This window comes from Pelobacter seleniigenes DSM 18267 (genome assembly GCF_000711225.1).
GTDB lineage: Bacteria > Desulfobacterota > Desulfuromonadia > Desulfuromonadales > Geopsychrobacteraceae > Seleniibacterium > Seleniibacterium seleniigenes.
Window position 1 is genome coordinate 238,830 of record NZ_JOMG01000001.1, and the last position, 20,378, is coordinate 259,207.

General features: G+C 55.5%; 17 protein-coding genes. 7 read left to right on the forward strand and 10 right to left on the reverse strand.

Translation table 11 applies throughout. The annotated features are described in order from the left end of the window. Positions 1-54: 54 nt before the first annotated feature. The gene (gene ntrC, locus N909_RS0101045) at positions 55-1,500 is read left to right on the forward strand and encodes a nitrogen regulation protein NR(I) (protein WP_029910032.1); all 1,446 of its coding nucleotides are present in this window, start codon (positions 55-57) and stop codon (positions 1,498-1,500) included. A gap of 68 nt (positions 1,501-1,568) precedes the next feature. On the opposite strand, the gene dnaB is transcribed toward ntrC, so the two are convergent. After that, complete coding sequence (dnaB, locus tag N909_RS0101050; RefSeq protein WP_029910034.1) at positions 1,569-2,939, reverse strand: replicative DNA helicase; 1,371 nt, start codon at positions 2,937-2,939, stop codon at positions 1,569-1,571. Positions 2,940-3,230: 291 nt separating this feature from the next. Here dnaB and N909_RS0101055 point away from each other — a divergent pair, with 291 nt between their 5' ends. Then, the gene (locus tag N909_RS0101055; RefSeq protein WP_029910036.1) at positions 3,231-3,815 is read left to right on the forward strand and encodes a DUF2179 domain-containing protein; all 585 of its coding nucleotides are present in this window, start codon (positions 3,231-3,233) and stop codon (positions 3,813-3,815) included. Between the two features lie 66 nt (positions 3,816-3,881). Then, positions 3,882-4,268 carry a hypothetical protein gene (locus N909_RS0101060; RefSeq protein WP_029910038.1) on the forward strand — a complete coding sequence of 129 codons (387 nt, stop codon included), beginning with the start codon at positions 3,882-3,884 and terminating at the stop codon, positions 4,266-4,268. A gap of 163 nt (positions 4,269-4,431) precedes the next feature. On the opposite strand, the gene N909_RS0101065 is transcribed toward N909_RS0101060, so the two are convergent. The 3 genes from N909_RS0101065 to N909_RS0101075 all read right to left on the reverse strand — a co-directional run bounded on the left by N909_RS0101065 (position 4,432) and on the right by N909_RS0101075 (position 7,777). Continuing rightward, a complete protein-coding gene (locus tag N909_RS0101065; RefSeq protein WP_051689423.1) occupies positions 4,432-4,851 on the reverse strand; it encodes a GFA family protein in 420 nt (139 codons plus the stop codon). 241 nt (positions 4,852-5,092) lie between these two features. Then, a complete protein-coding gene (locus tag N909_RS0101070; RefSeq protein ID WP_029910042.1) occupies positions 5,093-6,388 on the reverse strand; it encodes a (Fe-S)-binding protein in 1,296 nt (431 codons plus the stop codon). A gap of 12 nt (positions 6,389-6,400) precedes the next feature. Next, positions 6,401-7,777, reverse strand: coding sequence for an FAD-binding oxidoreductase (locus N909_RS0101075; RefSeq protein ID WP_029910046.1), 1,377 nt, complete (start codon positions 7,775-7,777; stop codon positions 6,401-6,403). A 1,204-nt stretch (positions 7,778-8,981) separates the two neighbouring features. Here N909_RS0101075 and N909_RS0101080 point away from each other — a divergent pair. Next, on the forward strand, positions 8,982-10,580 hold the full coding sequence (locus N909_RS0101080; RefSeq protein ID WP_029910049.1) for an L-lactate permease: 1,599 nt from the start codon (positions 8,982-8,984) through the stop codon (positions 10,578-10,580). A gap of 125 nt (positions 10,581-10,705) precedes the next feature. Here the strand turns inward: N909_RS0101080 and N909_RS0101085 are convergent, their stop codons facing one another. From N909_RS0101085 to N909_RS25890, 3 genes are all read right to left on the reverse strand, one after another. Next, on the reverse strand, positions 10,706-11,101 hold the full coding sequence (locus N909_RS0101085) for a phosphoribosyl-AMP cyclohydrolase (RefSeq protein WP_211253902.1): 396 nt from the start codon (positions 11,099-11,101) through the stop codon (positions 10,706-10,708). Positions 11,102-11,169: 68 nt separating this feature from the next. Beyond that, positions 11,170-12,108, reverse strand: coding sequence for an ATP phosphoribosyltransferase (gene hisG / locus N909_RS0101090; RefSeq protein WP_029910055.1), 939 nt, complete (start codon positions 12,106-12,108; stop codon positions 11,170-11,172). A gap of 26 nt (positions 12,109-12,134) precedes the next feature. Then, positions 12,135-12,383 carry a hypothetical protein gene (locus tag N909_RS25890; protein WP_029910058.1) on the reverse strand — a complete coding sequence of 83 codons (249 nt, stop codon included), beginning with the start codon at positions 12,381-12,383 and terminating at the stop codon, positions 12,135-12,137. On the opposite strand from N909_RS25890, the gene N909_RS0101100 reads away from it, so the two are divergent. Both N909_RS0101100 and N909_RS0101105 read left to right on the forward strand, forming a co-directional pair. Next, positions 12,374-14,140, forward strand: coding sequence for a two-component system sensor histidine kinase NtrB (locus tag N909_RS0101100; RefSeq protein ID WP_084167323.1), 1,767 nt, complete (start codon positions 12,374-12,376; stop codon positions 14,138-14,140). The two genes, N909_RS25890 and N909_RS0101100, sit on opposite strands and share 10 nt — an antisense overlap. Then, positions 14,137-15,501 (forward strand): sigma-54-dependent transcriptional regulator, encoded by a 1,365-nt coding sequence (locus tag N909_RS0101105; RefSeq protein WP_029910064.1) that lies wholly within the window; start codon positions 14,137-14,139, stop codon positions 15,499-15,501. Before N909_RS0101100 ends, N909_RS0101105 begins: the two co-directional genes overlap by 4 nt. Positions 15,502-15,620: 119 nt before the next feature. On the opposite strand, the gene N909_RS0101110 is transcribed toward N909_RS0101105, so the two are convergent. Beyond that, positions 15,621-16,886, reverse strand: coding sequence for a tagaturonate epimerase family protein (locus N909_RS0101110; RefSeq protein ID WP_342672674.1), 1,266 nt, complete (start codon positions 16,884-16,886; stop codon positions 15,621-15,623). 254 nt (positions 16,887-17,140) lie between these two features. Continuing rightward, positions 17,141-17,947 (reverse strand): alpha/beta hydrolase, encoded by an 807-nt coding sequence (locus N909_RS0101120; protein ID WP_084167325.1) that lies wholly within the window; start codon positions 17,945-17,947, stop codon positions 17,141-17,143. 274 nt (positions 17,948-18,221) lie between these two features. Here N909_RS0101120 and N909_RS0101125 point away from each other — a divergent pair, with 274 nt between their 5' ends. Further along, positions 18,222-18,581: a KTSC domain-containing protein gene (locus N909_RS0101125; RefSeq protein WP_029910075.1), complete on the forward strand. Its 360-nt coding sequence runs from the start codon at positions 18,222-18,224 to the stop codon at positions 18,579-18,581. A 165-nt stretch (positions 18,582-18,746) separates the two neighbouring features. Here N909_RS0101125 and hcp read toward each other — a convergent pair whose 3' ends face one another. After that, positions 18,747-20,369, reverse strand: a complete 1,623-nt coding sequence (hcp, locus tag N909_RS0101130; protein WP_029910078.1) for a hydroxylamine reductase — start codon at positions 20,367-20,369, stop codon at positions 18,747-18,749. Positions 20,370-20,378 lie beyond the last annotated feature (9 nt).

Below are 20,378 nucleotides of genomic sequence, written 5' to 3' on the forward strand. Positions count from 1 at the left end.
GCGAAATGCGCAGCCGGTGCTTGCTTGCGACATCTGCTGAAAGAGGAAAACTACATGGCAATAGAACGCATCCTGGTTGCCGATGACGAAGAAAGCATTCGCTGGGTCCTGTCCAAAGCTCTTAAAAAACAGGGCTTTTCCGTCGATCTGGCGGAAGATGGGGCGCAGGCCCGCAACATGGCCCGGCGGCATCATTACGACCTCGCGGTCCTCGACATCAAAATGCCGGGCATTCAGGGGCTTGACCTGCTCAAACAGTTTCGTATCGAACATCCGGACACCCTGGTAATCATCATGACCGCTGAAGCCACCATGGAGCATGCGGTGACTGCCATGAAGAACGGGGCCTATGACTACCTGACCAAACCTTTCGACCTGGCTGCTCTCGATGCGATCATTCTCAAGGCGGAAAAAGCCGCGGAAGTCACTGAGCAGATTGATCAGCTCAAGGAAGAACTGCAGGGGCAATTCAGCTTCGGCCGCTCCATTATCGGCAACAGCCAACTGATGCAGGAAGTTTACAAGACCCTGGGGCGGGTTGCAGAATCGGATGTAACCGTGCTGGTCACCGGCGAAAGCGGCACCGGCAAGGAACTGATCGCCAGGGCCATCCACATCAACAGTAAGCGTATCGGCAAACCCTTTATCGCGATCAACTGCGCCGCCATCCCCCATGAGCTGCTGGAAAACGAACTGTTCGGTCACGAACGCGGGGCCTTTACCGGGGCAACGGATCGGAAGAGCGGGAAATTCGAGCAGGCCGACGGCGGTACCCTGTTCCTTGACGAGATCGGCGATATGCCGCTGGAACTGCAGGCCAAACTGTTGCGGGTGTTGCAGGAGAAAGAGATCACCAGAACCGGGGGTAGCCAGACGATCAGGGTGGATGTGCGGATTGTTGCAGCCACCAATCAGGACATCGCCGAGCTGGTCAAGCAGAAGCAATTTCGGGAAGATCTCTACTATCGCCTGAACGTGGTTCCCATCAGCCTGCCACCGCTACGAAAAAGACAGGACGACATTCCGATGCTGGCCGAGTTCTTTCTGCAGCGCGCCAAACAGGATCTCGGCATCGATGCCATGGAGTGCAGTCCGGAAGCGATCAAAATGCTCCAGGCCTACCACTGGCCGGGGAACGTCAGGGAGTTGGAAAATGTCATCAAACGCGCCGCCCTGCTCTCTCCCAACCACGTCCTGACGCCATCCGACTTTCCCGGGCTGATCAATACGGAAGAAAAAGTCCAGAGTCAGGACGAATCACTGGAAGCACTGGTTTCACGGAAGCTGGAAAATTCGCTGGTCCAGATGAACCTGCTGGAAATGAATAATCTCTACGAGATGGTTCTGCATCAGGTCGAGCGGCCGCTGATCAACATCGTCCTCAAAAAAGCCAAGGGCAACCAGGTCCGCACCGCAGAGATTCTCGGCATCAACCGCAACACCCTGCGCAAAAAGATCACCACTCTGAACATCCCGGTCAAACGCGGCAACGGTGAGTAACCCGCCCCCCCCCAGTGGGGAGCGGGATTTGAAATTTATGATCTGAAATCTGAGCTCCCTTGGGGGGCTCAGTATCCCTCTTCCCGTTTCGCCTGGTTCTCGAAGCGGGTGAATTCACCGCGGAAGGTCAGATGAACAGTGCCGATGGGGCCGTTCCGCTGTTTGCCGATGATGATTTCGGCATCTTTGTCATGCCCTTTATCACAGGTCTTCTCACGGCTTTTGCAGTCATCACAATAGACCGCGTCACGATAGACAAACATGATCACGTCGGCATCCTGCTCGATAGCACCGGATTCACGCAAGTCGGCCATCATCGGTCGCTTGTCGGTCCGGCTCTCCAAAGAGCGGTTCAACTGCGACAAGGCCACCACCGGCAGGTCCAGTTCCTTGGCCAGGGCCTTCAGAGACCGCGAGATTTCCGAGATTTCCTGCTGCCGACTTTCCGGATTACTGCCACGCATCAACTGCAGGTAGTCGACGATGATCAGCCCCAGTCCGTGTTCAGCCTTCAGGCGCCGGGCCTTGGAGCGCAGTTCAAGGACGGTGATGGCCGGGGTATCATCAATAAAGATCTGCGCCTCGGTCAACTGCCCCGCAGCCATGGTCAATTTTGGCCAGTCCGACTCGCCGAGGTGGCCGGTCCGCAAGCGACCGGCATCCACCCTTGCGATGGAACAGAGCAGCCGCTGAACCAGCTGTTCCTTGCTCATCTCCAGGGAGAAGATCGCCGCGGTCACCGGCTTTTCTGAGTGGGTGGTGGCATTTTCCAGCAGGTTCAGGGCAAAGGCGGTCTTCCCCATGGAGGGGCGCCCGGCCAGAATGATCAGGTCACTCGGCTGCAAACCGGCGGTCATTTTATCCATATCGTGATAGCCGGTCGGCACCCCGGTCACCAGCTCCTTCCGCTCATAGAGCTTCTCGATCGACTTGAAGGTATCCTTGAGAATGTCGCGAACGGGGTAATAGGATGGCCGAATACGGTTTTCGGAGATCTCAAAGATCGATTTCTCCGCATGGTCGAGAATTTCTTCCATATCGCCGCCCTCGTACCCCCGGGTGGCAATATCCGTGGAGACCTCGATTAACTTCCGTGCAACCGACTTTTCCTTGACCAGTTTGCAGTAGTAGGCGATGTTGGCCGCAGTAGGGACATAATCGACCAGGGTCGCCAGATAGGTACTGCCGCCGACATCGTCCAGTTCCCCCCGGTCCTTGAGGGCCGCGGTCAGGGTTACCAAGTCGGCGGGCTCATTTTTTTCCGAAAGAGCCAGTAGAGCCCCGAAAATTTTACGATGGCTTTCGCGATAAAAATCGCTGACAGTAAGAAACTCCAGCGCTCGACTCAGGGCTTCATTTTCAAGCAACACGCCGCCGAGCACGGACATTTCCGCTTCCAGGTTCTGCGGTGGCAAACGATGGGTATGATGTTCCGACATAGACCTCTTTCCAATCAATCGTGGTGAGGGGAAAAGATAGCAGAGTTGCGCCGGTACGGAAACAAAAAGCCGCTGAAAAATACTTCATTAACTCGCAAACGGATACGCGCCTCACAGGCTCTTGTGGCACTTGCCCCTGGCCACCGAAAAGAAGGGTCCCCGACATTCAGCGTGGCAGAGAAAACAGTTGCATTCAAAAAAAAACCGTTTATACCTGTATCCTTTTGTTAACATTTCACAACAGCATGACCAATTCCAGCAAGCGCTGTTTTTGACAAGAGGCAGAAAATCATGACTTTTTTGACCAATAACCCGTACTTCCCGCTGCTGATACTTCCGCTGCTGGTCTTTCTGGCGCGGATCATCGATGTCTCCATCGGCACCCTGAGGATTATATTCGTTTCCAAGGGGCTTAAAAACTTTGCTGCAATCCTGGGCTTTTTCGAGTCGTTGATCTGGTTGCTGGCCGTAACCCAGGTCATGCAGAACCTCAACTCCTGGCAGACCTATGTCGCCTTTGCGCTGGGTTTTGCAGCCGGAAACTACGTCGGAGTCGCGCTGGAAGAGAGAATTGCCATCGGCAATATGCTGATCCGGGTGATCACCCGCAAAGAGGCGGATGAGCTGGTCAATGTTCTCTGGCAGGCCGGATACGGGGTCACCAGCGTCGACGCACTGGGTGAGTCAGGCCCGGTCAAGCTGATTTTCACCATCGCCAAGCGGAAAAATCTGGCTAAGATTCTCGCGATTATTAAAAAATATAACCCGAACGCATTCTACACCATCGAAGATATGCGCTTTGTGAATGAAACCTATCTGCCAGCGCTGACCAAACGCACCCTGTTCCCGCGTCTGGCCCTGGGCAAACGCAAATGATCCTGACTCCGGCCGGGGGGCCGTGCCGGACTGAGCGGAGCTGAAGCTCCTGCCCCGAGAGGACTGATGACCAAAGAAATTACCATTATTCTGTATCGCAGAAACTTTACCAGCGCTTGGCGCTACGCCATCTGCAGTGAGGAGCTGGCGGCTCTGGCCACCGAACTGGACGCGGAATTCAGGCTGGCCGGGGTCGGCGTCAGCTTTGCCGGAGAAGCGGAAACCGGCGTCGATGTGCGTGGCTACGGTGACCTGTTGAATGCCGTGCGCCTGCGCTCATCCGAACCGGGCAGCGGCACCCCATGCCTGGGGCACATCATCGGCGCCAGCACAGACTGTGAGCTGCTTGCCGACATTCGCAAAGGCGTCAGCAGGTTGGCCTTTGCCCCGGAAACCATTCGGCCCGAAGACGCCCACCGCAAGGTTTGCCACAACTGTGGCTGCGGCTGCTGAACGGCAGGCCTGCGTCCACTTAGCAGGGTGTTGAAAAACGTTTTCGAGGCAGTAAGTACAAGGCAAAAATTGCCGAAGAAGCACAGTTTACATTCAGTAAATGAGCATTTTGAGGCTATTTTTAACGCAGTAATTGCAACGCAGATAGTTTTTCAACAGCCTGTTAGGCGTTCCCCTTTTCCGGCCGCTGGTCGAAGGAGGGAAGTGCCGTAATATCTTTGACCCAGGGCAGCATCGTTTCGCAGAAAACGTTGATGGTTGGTTGCACGGCTGTCGGGTCGCTCAAGGAGCCGAGCTGTAGCAGGCAACTGGCCGGGAATTTTTTATGCAGGACATAGACGGCCGAGCCGCAGTTGCGACAGAAATGTTTGCGGGCATTCTCGGTCATCTGATAGCTGCTGAGGATCTCTTTTCCGGCCGTGATCTCAAAAGCATCGCGGTCAACAATGACCACGGTCTGAAACGCCGCCCCGGATATTTTCTTGCAGGTATTGCAATGACAGTTGGCCACCGCCTTGACCGGCTGATTCAATTGATATTGCACCGCCCCGCACAGACATGCTCCTGTCATGGTCTCCGCCATAGGTCCTCCCCGTCAATGTCACTGGTAAGCGTTCACGATGGTTTATTTTAGCAGAGTGGAGCGTTTTTTTCTGTTCCCCCGAGCAGGGGCAAACCGTAGGGTCGTCGCCTTGCACAAGAGCACGACATGAGGAGAATAAAGAAGAGAGAAGAAGTGCCGGGTCCGGCGGGAAGTTTCCTCCCCGCCGAACCCGGCCGATGGTTATTGCCAGATGAAGGCTCAGCAGGCCGGTTGCCGGCAGCTAAGCTTTTTTCCGGGCCTTTTGCGCCCGTTTAATGGAGCGCTCGTAAATCTCCACCACCGGGTGGGTGGTCTGCAGCCGATTGCCTTCGGTCAGGTTGGCGTCGGTCAGGTTCATCGCACAGCCGGGGCAGGCGGTGAACAGGTTGGCGAAGCCGCGCTGCTTGATTTCCTCGGCCTTCAACTTGCCTATCTGCTTGGTGTGGGCATAATTCTTCATGGAGAAAGTCCCGCCGAACCCGCAGCAGCTCTGGTTTTTCAGCTCCTGAAAATCGGTGTCAAAGTTGGCCCGGATGAAGTCACGCAGGACCCCTTCTTTCCCAGTTTTGTAATGACAGGGGACATGCAGGGAAGAACCGCCGACCAATGGTATTTTTTCCGGCAATTTGACTTTCAACACCTCGGCCAGATAGAGCACGACATCCATGACCTTTTTACCGCCGGAACGGCCGGTTTCCTGCTCACCCATGGTGCCCAGTCCGTATTCACAGGTCGGGCAACACATCAACACGGTGTCGGCATCGCTGATCGAATCGAAGTAATCGAAATTGCTGTTGACCTGATCGCGATAGATGCCCATTTCGCCCATGGTTGCCGAAGGGATCCCGCAGCATTTGTTGGTCTCCGGAACATAAACCGACACCCCGTAATGGAGCAGGGTTTCAACGATGGCCACACCCCAGTGCACGTAAATCAGCGTGGTTGCACAGCCGGGGTAGAAGATGACCCGGTGTTTTTCATTTTCCGCCTGATTGAAGCCGCCGTAGAGGCTGGTCAGGGCCTTGCTCGGCATGTCCACCACATGCCGCTTGGTCATATCGCCGATAAACGGGCTGTAGAGGCCGTAGGGCTTGAAGACTCCGTTATCAACCTTGCGGGTTCCCAGACGCAGACCGATATGAAAAAGCGGACTCATGGCCGCCAGGAACTGGGGCTTGCCCATGGCTATCTTCAGGGCCAATTTCTGCCACGCCGGCATCTTCTTCACCTGCCGCAGAATTCCCTTGGCCTTCAGGAAGATCTGATCGGTGGCCACCCCGGAAGGGCAGTTCTTTTTACAGCGTCCGCAGAGCAGACAATAATCGATATATTTGAAGATTTCCTCGGCTTTATCGAGCTTCCCTTCGTAGAGAGCCTCAATGAGATACATCTTGCCGCGGGCAACCGCAGATTCCTGCCAGTCCTTCTTGTACAGCGGACAGACCGACTGACAGGTTCCGCAGCGACTGCACTGGATCAGCAGGTCCTCCAGTTCCTTCAGCTCTTCGACACATTTTGCTACCGCATCACGATTCATGGCTCGATCCCCTTAAATGGACTGCTTGTGCGGATTCAACAAATTCTTCGGGTCGACCCCACGCTTGATGGACTTCATGTAATTGATGGTCCCTTCACCGACTTCATCAACCATGAAACGCTGCTTGGCCAGACCGATGCCGTGCTCGCCGGAACAGGTGCCGTCCAGGCGAAGCGCCGCGGCAAACATATCGGCAACCGCGGCATGAACCCGCTGCATCTCTTCAGCATCGCGCTTGTCACACAGAATGGTCGGATGCAGATTGCCGTCCCCGGCGTGACCGAAGGTGCCGATATCGAGCTTGTACTTGTTCTTGATCTCATCCAAGGCCATGAGAAAGTCGGGGATCTTGGTCCGTGGCACCGTGGTGTCTTCCAGCACCAGGGTCGGGCGCAAGCGGGCCAATGACGACAAGGCTTTACGCCGCCCTTCCCAAAGCGCTTCCCGCTCCTCAGCGGTGGCGGCAATTTTGATCTCGCCGTTATTCGCCGCGCAGACTTTCTGCACGATGGCATACTCTTCCTCGACCACGGCGGGATGGCCATCGACTTCGATCAGCAGCAACGCCGCAGCATCCGTCGGCAACGGTACGCCGGTAGCTTCATGGACGGTGCGAATGGTGAAATTGTCCATCAGTTCCATGGTCGCAGGAAGCACATGGCCACGAATGATTCCGGACACCGTATTGCCGGCATCAATGATGTCCTTAAAAGAGACCAGCATCGCTTTGTGGGCCTTGGTCGGCGGCACCAGCTTGAGGATACACTCGGTCATTACCCCCAGTTGGCCTTCGGATTGTGACATCAGCCCGGTCAGGTTGAACCCGGTACAGAGTTTGACCGTCTTCCCCCCGGCCTTGACGATGTTCCCGGCCATGTCGCAAAAGGTCACGCCCATCACATAATCTTTGGTAACCCCGTATTTAAGCCCGCGCAGGCCGCCGGCATTTTCAGCCACATTGCCGCCGATGGTGGACATTTTCTGCGAGCCCGGATCGGGCGGATAAAATAACCCGGCTTCCTGTACTGCGGTTGCAAAATCCAGGGTAATCACCCCCGGCTGCACCACCGCATACATGTCATCGGTATTAATTTCGAGGATCTTATTCATTTTGGTCATCAGCAGCACACAGCCGCCGGCGACGGGGATGGTTGAACCGGCCAGGTTGGTGCCGGAACCGCGGGTAATCAGGGGAATATCATAATCGCTACAGAGCCGACAGATAGCGGCAACCTCGTCCGTGCTTTCCGGACGCACGACAACATCAGGTAGGGCCGGATTTTCCACCGAAGAATCAAAACTGTACAGCACCAGGTCGGTCGGCTGATCCCAATAATCCTCCTCGCCGACAATTCCTTTGAACTTTGCCAACACATCTTTCGCAATCATCCCAAACCCCTTTCTGTCGATAACTCTATCGTATTTATGCAAATAATTTTGCGTGAATGGCGAGTAGAAACCGAAGATGAAACCTGTTTGACGGCCTTATGTTTAGTGCTGTGCCCGCTCTGACCACAGCGTGATTGTGGTGGACATCCTTTACTTATGGTGTTCCGATTACCCTGCAAGACCGGGCTCGGCTAGCAACCGCTAACAACAAAAATTTACAGCGGTCCCGCTAAAATCGGCCGCGCCGCTCTGGATCCTGAATCAATGTCGTCACTGCAGCTATAGCAACCGCTAACTTTTGCTCTCACTTCACTCGCTAACCCCGTCAATCCGAAATAGTGAATCGAACATTGTTAGGCCCTAGCGTTTCCGGCCTTCGTCAGCACAAACGCTATTCGCGACAGCAAGGCAAGATCTCAAATAAACACCCAAAAAACCATGGTGTTGTTTTATTGGTCTGACCATTATGCTGGGCTATAAAATATGATTTTATCCAGGAAATTGTCAAGCTTTTATGATTTATTAAATAAATCAGCTATTTACAATAAAAAAAATGGTCAATCCATTTTCTACTAGCAATAAAATTCGCTTTCGTGTAAAAAATTCCCAGCTCAGTAATGGTATTTTATTTTACCAATGCGATAAGGTATTTTGTTTTTCAAGTATGGCAGGTCAGACCAATTTTTCATGATTTAAAAGGGCTTTTGGTCACCAGGGCTGGAGTGAACAATATTTGGGAAGCCTCGCGAATGGGGTTGGAATCAGGCATCGGCAAAGTGCTGTTTGAAAGATTTTCCCCTCTTCCTCATTTTCACGACACCAAGACACCTGCGGTAACTTCAGGGTTGAGTGAAAACATCTGTCTAGCAACGTAAGAGGTCACAAATTTCGCCAAACAAATTCATTCAGATCGTCCAGCTGATAGATAAGTTATGAAGGCTGTCTGCTTGGTCATGCCTTTCCCAGGGAGCACAACAGTGAAGCGGATGGCTGTTGTGGCCAGACACACCAGAGCAGGTTCAGGCGGCAACAGAGGAATTCTTTCCGATATTTCGGAAGAATGAATTAGGAATTAATGTAATTCAGGGCTTAGCACGAGCTTTGAATTCTTTTAAGTAACCGTTCTTGTTTTCAGTTTCTATAACCGTTTTCGTTGGTCGAATACGGTCGGAGGAAACCTTTTTTACCTTGAAGGAGCTACTTAATGGCAACCGCGATTTCCCTGTTCCCGATTATTTTGCTAATCTGGCTGATGACAAAAAAAAGCAGTATGCCTTCGTTTCAGGCTCTCCCCCTGGTCGCCCTGATCCTGTACGTTGTCAAACTGGTTTATTTTGACATTGACGCCAACCTCGTCAACGCGACAGTGGTCAACGGTCTGTTGACGGCCTGGGTGCCGATTTCCATCGTGTTCGGCGCCATCTTCCTGTTCAAAACCATGGAATATACCGGGGCAATGGACACCATCCGAACCTGGCTTAACGGTATCACCACCAACCAGGTTGCCCAGGCCATGATCATCGGCTGGGCCTTTGCTTTTCTCATTGAAGGTGCTTCCGGATTCGGCACCCCCGCTGCCATTGCCGCACCGATCCTGGTCGGCCTCGGCTTTAAACCGGTCCGGGTCGCGATCCTCTGCCTGATCATGAACTCGGTTCCGGTCCACTTTGGAGCGGTCGGCACTCCCGGCTGGTTCGGCCTCGGTAAAGGCGCCAACCTGACTGACCCGGAATTGTTGGCCGTCGGTCAGCAGGCCGCCCTGATTCACGGGGTCGCAGCATTAATTATTCCGGTGATCGCCCTGACCTTCGCTCTGAACTGGAAAATGGTGAAACGCAACCTCGGCTTTGTCTACCTGAGTATTTTCGCAACGATCATCCCCTACTATGCCTCAGCTCAGGTCAACTATGAGTTTCCGTCGGTTGTTGCTGGCGCAATCGGCACCGTTGCCTCGATCTTCTTTGCCGTCAAAGGTTACGGTCTGTGCAAGGAAGATGGAGTCGGCGCACCGCATAGTGCCATCTCCTTCGGCAAAATCTTCAAGGCCTCTTTCCCGCTTTGGGGAACGGTCGCCATGCTCCTTATCACCCGGATCAAACCCATCGGTATCAATGCCCTGCTGAAAAGCAACGCACCGATGTTCCACGCCGGCCTTGGTTCCTTCGGGGATCTGGATGTCAGCCGGGCCCTGGTGATTAATGTCAGCGGGATCTTCGGGACCGGGGTCAACTTTTCGTTCGCCAGTCTGTACATTCCCTTCCTGATCCCGTTTATCTTCATTTCGCTGGTGGCCTTCTGTGTCTTCCAGGCAAAAGGCGAGGTGATTCAGCGGGTCTCTTCCGAGTCCATCAGCCAGATGAGAAACCCCACCCTGGCCTTGCTCGGAGCGCTGGTTTTTGTCAAGCTGCTGATGCTCGGAACTCCTGAAGTCAAAGCCAACACCATCATTATCGGAACCGCCTTCGCAGACGTTTTCGGTGGGGCATGGTCGTTCCTGGCCGCTTACCTTGGGGCGCTGGGTGCATTTTTCTCCGGCTCCAATACGGTTTCCAACCTGACCTTCGGCGGCATTCAGGCCTCCATTGCCAACCAGCTGGGGCTCAATAAGATTACCGTTCTGGCCATGCAGTCGGTCGGCGGCGGCATGGGCAATATGACCTGTATTCACAATATCGTCGCAGTTTGCTCGGTGTTGGGTTTAAAGAACTCGGAAGGTTATATCCTCAAGCGGACGGCCATCCCCATGGTGATCTACGGGGTAATCGCCGGCGCCGTCGGTTATATCCTGTTATCCTTGGGCTAATCGATTTCTAAACCGGCCGGGCTCTCTCTGCCCGGGCCACAACAACAAAAAAGCAGAGCCATCCCCGAGGGTGGCTCTGCTTTTTCAGTTATGTCACTGCAAGTCTTGGTGTAACAAACAGATAGCTACAGCGGCTTTAACTCTTTGCTGGCCAGATCAAGGCTGCGGTAAAAACAACTCGGCCGCGTTTTTCCGCTGACCGGATCCTTGGTGTGACAGGCGCCACCGCCTTGTGGGGCGACTCGGTAAACCAGGGCATCCTGATCACAATCGGTGAGGATCTCGACAATCTTGAGAAAATCCCCGGAGGTTTCGCCCTTGGTCCAGAGTTCATTGCGCGAGGTCGACCAGAACGTGGCCATTCCTTTTTCCAGGGTCGTGGTCAAGGCCAGCTCATTGACATAGGCCAGCATCAGAATGCGACCATCCGCCACATCCTGAACCACGGTCGGCACCAGCCCGCCGCGCTTGACAAAATCGATCTGTAACATACTCCCCTCTTCCAGTGTTTTTTTATCCACTCTCAATCTCCTTGTTGAATTTCACGAACTCGCTAAAAACCTCAACGGCAGCCGGAGCGCCGCCACCTTCAGAAATGCCGCGCCCGGATCATATCCTGGGTAAAAACCTTCGGTGCGGGGATCGGCACGATGCCGTCCACGCCCAACCGTAACAGTTTCGGGGCAAGAATATTCAATTCCGATTCACGGATCACCACGGTCACGCTGACCCAGGCCGCATCGACCACCGGGCTCACCGTCGGCGAGACAACGGACGGCAAGAGTTGCTCCACTTCCTTCAGCACGCGGGTCGGGACATCCATAAACACCATGAATACCGGCTCGCGCTCGGCTTGCAGCACCGCGTCGATACAGATGCGGATATCCTCCATCTTCTCAAGTTTGGCCGGATTTTTGATGGCCTCCCGATTGGCAATCAGCTGGGGATTGGAGGTGAACAGCTCACCGACAATGATATTGCCGTTGGCCTTGAGAGTCGCCCCGGTCTCGGTAATATCGGTGAAGGCATCGGATTCACCCATCATCACCTTAGCCTCGGTTTTCCCTTCGCTTTTCAGAATGCGCAGATCCTCGACCCCGTACAACTCAGCCATCCGCCGACGGGTCAGGTTGGGCAGCTCAGTAGCAATGATTTTGCCCGCACAGTCGGGCGGATTGACAATGCCCGATTCCGGCCGGGTAGCCAGCACCAGCCGCGACGGCTGGTTGGTGTACTTGGAGAAGATAAAATCACCCAGGACTTCGACGTCCTGCTCCATTCCGGCTTCAAAAACGTAATCCTTGCCGGTAATCCCGCAGTCGACGATACCGTCCCGCACCTTCTGCGGCATTTCCTTGCGGTCCAGGACCCGAAAGACCACATCCTTGTCATAAGGCCCCATCATTTCGTACTGGCGCCCTTTTTTCAGCGGCCGCCCTGATTTTTCCAGCAGGCGCAGCACCTGCTCATTGAGACTTCCGGAAGGGATACCAAAATAGAGCACCCCGTCTTCTTTTCCATACGGCATGGCAACATCCTCTGTCATTGGCAAAGTTAAGGTGAATAGAATCCGCCACATTCTGCCAGCTTGCCGGCAAAACCACAACGACAGATTCCCCTGGACATTGCTTCGCCCGCACAGCAGCCCCCTTGGCCGCTGCCGACCGAAGAAGCTTCCCTGCGCCCAGCCACGGATTGGGGCAGGGTTCGCTTGACAAAGCGGCCGGTCCGTGGCACACCGGTAAAGGAACAGATATTCAGCCATTTAAACAAAGCAGCGGTTCTGTCAGCACATGTCAACATCTGATCACCATCCCCCGATAGCACCAATCAGCCCGGGCAAGCGGGCACTGTCCCTCCCGGTGCTCGGCTTCATCCTGGCCAGCCTGTTACTCGCCTCTGTGCTGGCGGTCCTGACCGGGCTCAATATGAACCGTGAACAACAATTCATGGAAAAATTCCTGCTCCAGGAAGCGGAGACCTTGGTCAGAGCCTTCGAAGCGGGGGCACGTGCGTCAATGATGATGGATTCTGCGAACGGCAACCTGACCACCCTGGTGAGGGAAACCGCTCGGGAAAAAAATGTTGCCTACATCCTGATTCTGGATGAACAGGGGCAGACCATTGCCAGCGCCGGACAGCCGCCGGACCGTGCCCACTTGCCGGCGGGCGCGACGATACTGGAAACAGACACCCCCCAGGTTCGTTTCCTGACCAGCCCGGCAGGCCAGCGGATTTATGAAATTGCCAAGGAATTCAATCCGCTGACCATGATGCCCCAGCGGATGGGCATGATGTCACGCTGGCAAAATTGGTGCGGCAATTCACCGGGCAACAGCAGCAGTGACTGCCGCCAGATCATCTACCTCGGGTTGTATACAGAAAGTTTTGATGCCGCTCGTAAAGAAGATATCAAGCAGAGCCTGCTCCTGCTGGGGATCCTGTTTTTACTGAGCAGCGGCGGCCTGTACGCCCTGCTGCTGGCCAATAAATCCCGGGCGGCCAAAGAAGCTCTGGAGAATATGGAACTCTACACCAACAATGTGATTAACAGCATGCCGGCCGGACTGATCAGTCTTGATCCTGAACAGCGGATCGTCACCGCCAACAGAGCCGCCCTGACGATCTTCGGTTACAGTGAGGCCGACCTTCGTGACAAGAGCATGACTCAGCTCGATGAGGTCGGAGCAGGCGCCCTGAGCGCCCTGCTGCGTTCCGACCGGGAACTTATCGAACAGCCCCTGAATTGCCTGAGCCGCAACGGTGAGTCGATTCCCTTGAAAGTAAGCGCGTCCCAGCTCCGTGATCGGGAAGGACGCCTGCGCGGGAGGGTACTGATTCTACGCGACCAGCGTGAAATCAAAGCCATGGAAGAAGCCTTGGAACGCTCCCGGCGCCATGCCGCCCTCGGCCGGATGGCAGCAGGAGTCGCCCATGAAATCCGCAACCCCCTCGGTACCCTGCGCGGTTTTGCCCAATACTTTTCCCGCAGTGCCAAAGAGGATCCCCAGGCCAAAGAATATGCGGAACTGATGGTTGGCGAGGTTGACCGCCTCAATCGCACGGTTTCTGCCCTGCTGCAGTTCTCCAGGCCACGCGAACCGGAATATGCGCGAATCGACCTGCTCAGGATAGCTGAAAAATCATTGACCTTCATCCAGGAGGAAGCGGACAGTCAAGGGATTGCGCTGGAGCTGCAGATAGCCGCCCCGGACCTGCAGCTTTATGCGGACCCGGATCTTTTACAGCAGGTGTTGTTCAACTTACTCCAGAACAGCCTGGCGGCTACCGACTCCGGCGGCAGAATTGTGCTTGGCGGACAGGAGACGGCCGACATGATTCAGCTGTGGGTCGAAGATTCCGGCAAAGGTCTTTCCCAGGAGGAGCAGGCAAAAATGTTTGATCCTTTCTATACCACCAGAAAAGATGGCACCGGCCTCGGCCTCTCTCTGGTACAGCAGATCATTGAACAGCATCAGGGGCATATCGAGGTCGTCAGCGAACCCGGCCAAGGTTGTCGGATTACCATTATGCTGCCCCGGCGGAAGGAACAGTCATGAAACAGGTTCAGCCGACTCTGCTGCTGGTCGATGACGATACCGCTCATCGGACTATGCTGAAAGCTCACCTCGCGGGATCGGGATATGCCATCATCGAAGCGGATGACGGCGATGTCGGCGCCCATCTGGCCAGGGAGCTAGCGGTTGACCTTGTCCTACTCGATCTGAAAATGAAACGCATGGACGGCATGGAAGCGCTGGTGGAAATCCACCAGCACAAACCGGAGCTGCCGGTCATTATCATCACCGCCTTTTCTTCGGTGGAGAATGCCGTAGCGGCAATGAAGCAAGGAGCCTTCGATTATGTCACCAAACCGGTCGACAGCGACGCGTTACGAATGACGGTCAAGCGGGCCCTCGACTTCAAGTCCCTGGAACAGGAAAACCTTTCCCTCCGCCAGAGGCTGGGAGAAACCTTTGATCTCGGCAACCTGATCGGCAGCAGTCAACCGATGCAGGAACTGGCTGAAACCCTGGCCCTGGTCGCACCTTCCGACGCGACCGTGTTGATTACCGGCGAATCGGGAACCGGCAAAGAGCTGGTCGCCGGAGCGGTTCACCACAACAGCCGGCGCAAGGACGCTCCCTTTATCAAGGTCAACTGCGCGGCCCTGCATGAGAACCTGCTGGAAAGCGAACTGTTCGGCCATGAAAAAGGGGCCTTTACCGGTGCCGCCGAACAGCGCAAAGGGCGCTTTGAACTGGCCGACCGGGGAACCCTGTTCCTGGATGAAATTGGCGATATGAGCCCGACCACCCAGGCCAAGATCCTGCGTGTGCTCCAGGAAGGAGAATTTGAACGGCTTGGCGGCAGCACGACCATCAAGGTCGATGTCCGCCTGCTGGCTGCCACCCACAAGGACCTGGAGCAGATGGTCGCCGCCGGCAGCTTTCGCCAGGATCTCTTCTTTCGCCTCAGCGTTGTGCCCCTGCACCTGCCGCCATTGCGGGAACGTACCATGGACATCCCGGCCCTGGCGGAGCATTTCCTTCACCGCTACAGTCACAAGAACCGCAAGGATATCCGCAGCATCCAGGCCGACGCCATGGAGGCCCTGCTGGCCTATCAATGGCCGGGCAACATCCGCGAACTGGAAAATGCCATCGAACGTGCTGTCATCCTCTGCCTGGAGGAAAAAATCGCCCTGCAGCACCTGCCGCAACAGGTCCGCCAGGCCTTTGCCGAAACGACTGAGCGCCCCTTTGCCATCCGTCCGGGCTTGACCCTGAAAGACATGGAGAAAGAACTGATTCTCTCCACCCTGCGGCAAACCGGCGAAAACCGGACTAAAGCAGCCGAAATCCTGGGCATCACCCGGCAGACCCTGCAAAACAAACTCAAGGAATACGGTCTGACCTGAAGTCGATCATTTTTTCGCCCACCGGCCAGCAAACCGACCCGGCCCCAAAACATCCCCCTTCCCCACCAACCTGAGCAGCGCTCGTGGCTCTTTGCGGAGAAATATCCGACCAGTAAGCGCTACAAAAAGAGGGGCCTGATGTGTCGTTGCAATAAATTCTCCGTCACATTTTGGGAAACTCTGGGCGCGGCCTCGTCCAGGGCCGTCAGGTAAGCAGCGCCCATTTCCGCTGCGATCTTGAAGCCGACATGCAACAACTGGCGCAAATGCGGATTATATTCGGGGCAGGTTTGGTCATGCCGCAACGCGGCTGCAAACCGCTCGCCAGACCAGGATTGCACCACGCTCGGCAGCGGCAGTGCCGTGGATTCAATGGCAAGCACCGCAGCGTAAGGTGCGCATAATTCGGTAGAACGGGTGTAAGCAGCGGCATAGATCTGCTTGACAAGATCGAGCCCTCTCCCACCATGTTCAGCCAGACCGAGCAGTTCCTCGAGCCAAGTTGTCCCCGCTGTTTTGATATGCAGGCCGACATCGTGACAACGGATCAGTTCCCGAATCGGCCGGTAGATGGAAAACTTATCACTGCCTGAATGAACGCTGAGTTTGAGCGTCGGCGGCAGACCGAAGGTCTTGATTGCGTATTTGACCACACAGATATCGGCTTCGAACTCATCCCTGAACTGATGGACGTTACCGCGGTAATCGACCCCCTTGTTGAAACGCCCGGAAAACTTCGGCGCGATAGTCTGCAGCGGAATGTGTTCATCAGCCAGCGCGGCCAGGATGAAAAGCAGTTCGGCAGGGCTTTGCGGATCATCGGTTTCATCGATGGAGACTTCGGCAACAAAAGAACCGGCGCCTTTTCCGTGGCGAATATGCCGGTAAATTTCGCCAGCCTGCTGCGTGGCGAACAGGTATTTCTCGGCCACATGACGCAGCAGGTCAAAGCTGATCGACAACGGCCGGGGCAAGCCGGGGATGGCGAGGTCTCCGCTGAAGGCCCGATATTTGTCAACAAACGCGTTCAGGTCGGACTCTGCCGCTGGCTGGCCGATGGCATCGGCGACATCCAGGGTAAAAAAATCACAATAAGGAAGAAAATGGTCGACGGTTTCCAGGCCGATATGGTCTGCATCGACCCAATACTGCCCTTGCCAACCCAGGGCTTGCACGGCCTGCTCGGCAGCTTCGCGCTGGGCGCGGGGGTCGGTTTTGATAAGCTGATGCTCACGGTGGGATTTATTCCAGGCAATGGCCAGTTCCACCCCGCCTGTGCAAGCCTGCTGCACGGCGGCCAACTGGGCCGGACCTTGGCGCCCGAAACGATCTCCGGTACCGATTGAGTACTTGGCCAGTTCCATAAGTTCTTGCTCCATATTCATTATCAGGCGGTTAAAAACAACCTGCTACGCGCACGGACGGACGATCAAAATCGCTGTCAAGCGGCTCCCGCATTGATTTTGGGAAACAGTGAAAAACTCTCTTTCTCGCTCTGCTTGAAAAAACCAGGATTTTTTGTCAAGCACTTGCCAGATCAACTTTAATTGTCGCATGCCTGACTGGTGCAGGAAAAGGGGGCAGCCAGCCCCTCCCCCCCACGCTTTCCGGTTGTTCTCAGCCATCCGGGGCCACTGCTTCATTCGACCTGACCATTGAGCTCCTGAAAAATCAGCTTGCGGCGGCGACTGAGGATATCGACATGGTCGTCCTCGGCAAAGGCGTGAAACACGATCTTTTCCGGGTCCAGTTGAGCCAGTTCCCGCCCCATGGCGATGGGCAGAGTGGTATCCCGTCCGCCATGTAAGATAATAATCCGCGGAGGCTGCGGCTCGGCCAGCAGCTGTCTGATCAGTAGGCGGTTATCGATCTGGCTTGGCATAAGCAGGGAGAGCAGCCAGGACTGTCTCCTGACGGCTTGTTTCAGGTCGTTGAAAGGGGCAACCAAAACCACCCGTTCCGCTGGCCGCAGACAGGCGAACTGCAAAGCTGCACCGGTCCCGAAGGAGTGCCCCAACAGGCGGAGGGAGGCCGATAGTTGCGTCACGCCAAAATGTTCGGCCAGGGCCTTGAGGGCACCCAGGCTGTTGCGATAATTCTCCTCCGGCCGCATCACCCCTGCCGATAAGCCGCGCCCCGGATAGTCGATGAGCAGATAGGCGGTGTTCGGATAGTCCTCCAGATTGATGAAGCGCAACCAGCCGAGGGCCAGGCTGTTGATCCCCGGATAAAGGATGGCAATGCGCTGCGGCGGAGCATCCGGATTCTGCAAGGGGGGGAGATAATAGGCGACCTGGCGACCTTGCTCGGTGGTAAATTCCAGCCTCAGGTTTTGCGGCCGCTGCTGAAATTGTGCCAGCAACTGCGGATCATTGGGCAGCGGCTTCAAACAACCGCCCAGGGGCAAAATCACGACCAACAGAAGCAGGGTTGCAATACGCATCATACCACCTTGGTGATTGGAGCGAGTTCAACGGCACCGCATTGGCCGGATCGCTCTGTCAGGGGATCAGGGCAATGCGGTGCTGGCGGCAACCCCGCCAGCGCAAACCAGATGCCGAATGTGCTAAGCTGAAACAAGAAATATAGTTCGCCGTTCAAGCGTTGGTTAAAACTTACCACGGAACCCGCTTCCCCGCACAACCGGGCCGAGTGCGCTATGCTGTTAGGAACAGCAGGTAAAGCGTTCTTGCCCAGCAACGACATAAAAGGAGCACAAGATGGTGCGAAGGATGACCGCAGGACTGATCTTTCTGGTAGCCGGACTCGTTCTGGCATCGCCGAGCCTGGCCCGGGAGGTTTACGTCAAGGACTGGGGAATGGTGGAGGTGGATACGGAACATTTCGTCGATCTGCAGGACCAGATGAAATCATCCAGTCAGATTTCCAGAATGTTTTACGACCCGACCAACGCATATCTGCTGGTCAGCTTCCAGGGCAATTTCTACCAGTACTGCGGCATCACCTCGGACACGATCGATACCTGGCTGGCCGCCCCGTCGCTCAGCCAGTACTATCTCGATGAGGTGCAGAACAACTATGACTGCCGGACCAATCCCGGCCCCGACTATCGAAAATAACAGCTGGCGAAGACCTCCCTGCAAAAACGCCGGGCAGCCGCCTGAGCAACAGGCCCTTCCCCTGGTCAGCAGAGATTCAACAGCCCAGCCACGATTGGGCATAATATAAACAAAACGGAGAGCCTCGGGCTCTCCGTTTTGTTGTTGCTACGGTAAATGTGCGGTTCAGTGGCCGGCCATGATGGCAGCCACATCGCTTTCGACATCGCCGACCGGCTTGATGTCAAAGTTTTCCACAAGAACTTTGGCCACGTTGGGCGACAGGAAGGCCGGCAATGTCGGCCCCAGGCGGATGTGCTTGACTCCCAGGGAGAGCAAGGCCAGCAGAACCACCACTGCCTTCTGTTCGTACCAGGCGATATCGTAAGAGATTGGCAGGTCGTTGATATCGTCCAGGCCGAAGACTTCTTTCAGCTGCAGGGCAATATAGGCCAGCGAATAGGAATCGTTGCACTGACCGGCATCGAGCACCCGCGGGATTCCGCCAATGTCGCCCAGAGCGAGCTTGTTATAGCGATACTTGGCGCAACCGGCGGTCAGGATAACCGTATCCTGCGGCAGGGCTTCGGCCACCTCGGTAAAATAGCTCCGATTCTTCTGACGACCGTCACAGCCGGCCATAACCACAAAGCGCTTGATGGCACCGGATTTGACTGCGTCAACCACCTTGTCGGCCAGCGCCATGACCTGGGCATGGGCAAAGCCACCGACAATTTCCCCGGTTTCAATTTCCACCGGCGGCGCACAGGTTTTGGCCTGTTCGATCAGCGCGGAGAAATCCTTGCTGCCACCTTCGGGACGCTCGCCGATATGCTTGGCGCCCGGCCAGCCGGCCATGCCGGTAGTGTAGATGCGCTCCCGGTAGGCTTCTTTAACCGGGGTGATACAGTTGGTGGTCATGAGAATCGGCCCGTTGAAGGAGGCGAACTCTTTGTCCTGCAGCCACCAGGCATTGCCGTAGTTGCCGACAAAATGGTCGTATTTTTTGAAGGCGGGGTAATAGTTAGCCGGCAGCATTTCACTGTGGGTATAGACATCGACGCCGGTCCCTTCGGTCTGCTTGAGCAGTTCTTCCATATCCTTGAGGTCATGACCTGAAATCAGGATGCCCGGATTATTGCGCACGCCGATATTGACCTTGCTGATTTCCGGATTGCCATAAGCGGAGGTGTTGGCCTCATCCAGCAGAGCCATGGCGGTCACGGCCACTTCTCCGCACTTGAGGACCTGTCCGACCATCTCCTCGACACTCAGATCGCGGGTGGTGGTGGCCAGCGCAGAGATCATGAAATCATAAATGTCCTGGTTCTGCTTACCGAGCATAGCGGCATGATCGGTATAGGCGGCCATCCCTTTCAGGCCGTAGATCAGCAGTTCACGCAATGAGCGCACATCTTCGTTGGCTTGGGAAAGCACCCCGACCTCGGCCGCTTTGGCGGCGTAATCGGCTTCGCTGCCGTTCCAGTTAACACAGTCGAGGTCACTGCTGAAGCCCGTGGCCAGTTTGAGGCCGTCGCGACGGCTGATGGTGGCCTTGATCAGTTCAACCATCCGGGTGTTATCGAAATTGGCGTTGGTAATGGTGGCAAACAGAGCCTGGCAGACGAACAGTCCGGTTTCCAGATCAAAGCGTCCCTGCTGGCGAGCGGCATCAGCGACCACGGCGAGCCCTTTGAGATTATAGACCAACAGATCCTGCAACCCGGCGGTGTCTTCCTTTTTGCCGCAAACCCCGGCGATGGTGCAACCGGTACCTTTGGCGGTTTCCTGACACTGAAAACAAAACATGCTCATAAT

What these genes read in the sequence shown, in the direction of transcription:
- ntrC (WP_029910032.1), top strand. Translation starts at nt 55, where the DNA reads ATGGCAATAGAACGCATCCTGGTTGCCGATGACGAAGAAAGCATTCGC.
- dnaB (WP_029910034.1), bottom strand. Translation starts at nt 2,939, where the DNA reads ATGTCGGAACATCATACCCATCGTTTGCCACCGCAGAACCTGGAAGCG.
- N909_RS0101055 (WP_029910036.1), top strand. Translation starts at nt 3,231, where the DNA reads ATGACTTTTTTGACCAATAACCCGTACTTCCCGCTGCTGATACTTCCG.
- N909_RS0101060 (WP_029910038.1), top strand. Translation starts at nt 3,882, where the DNA reads ATGACCAAAGAAATTACCATTATTCTGTATCGCAGAAACTTTACCAGC.
- N909_RS0101065 (WP_051689423.1), bottom strand. Translation starts at nt 4,851, where the DNA reads ATGGCGGAGACCATGACAGGAGCATGTCTGTGCGGGGCGGTGCAATAT.
- N909_RS0101070 (WP_029910042.1), bottom strand. Translation starts at nt 6,388, where the DNA reads ATGAATCGTGATGCGGTAGCAAAATGTGTCGAAGAGCTGAAGGAACTG.
- N909_RS0101075 (WP_029910046.1), bottom strand. Translation starts at nt 7,777, where the DNA reads ATGATTGCGAAAGATGTGTTGGCAAAGTTCAAAGGAATTGTCGGCGAG.
- N909_RS0101080 (WP_029910049.1), top strand. Translation starts at nt 8,982, where the DNA reads ATGGCAACCGCGATTTCCCTGTTCCCGATTATTTTGCTAATCTGGCTG.
- hisG (WP_029910055.1), bottom strand. Translation starts at nt 12,108, where the DNA reads ATGCCGTATGGAAAAGAAGACGGGGTGCTCTATTTTGGTATCCCTTCC.
- N909_RS0101100 (WP_084167323.1), top strand. Translation starts at nt 12,374, where the DNA reads ATGTCAACATCTGATCACCATCCCCCGATAGCACCAATCAGCCCGGGC.
- N909_RS25890 (WP_029910058.1), bottom strand. Translation starts at nt 12,383, where the DNA reads ATGTTGACATGTGCTGACAGAACCGCTGCTTTGTTTAAATGGCTGAAT.
- N909_RS0101105 (WP_029910064.1), top strand. Translation starts at nt 14,137, where the DNA reads ATGAAACAGGTTCAGCCGACTCTGCTGCTGGTCGATGACGATACCGCT.
- N909_RS0101110 (WP_342672674.1), bottom strand. Translation starts at nt 16,886, where the DNA reads ATGAATATGGAGCAAGAACTTATGGAACTGGCCAAGTACTCAATCGGT.
- N909_RS0101120 (WP_084167325.1), bottom strand. Translation starts at nt 17,947, where the DNA reads ATGATGCGTATTGCAACCCTGCTTCTGTTGGTCGTGATTTTGCCCCTG.
- N909_RS0101125 (WP_029910075.1), top strand. Translation starts at nt 18,222, where the DNA reads ATGGTGCGAAGGATGACCGCAGGACTGATCTTTCTGGTAGCCGGACTC.
- hcp (WP_029910078.1), bottom strand. Translation starts at nt 20,369, where the DNA reads ATGTTTTGTTTTCAGTGTCAGGAAACCGCCAAAGGTACCGGTTGCACC.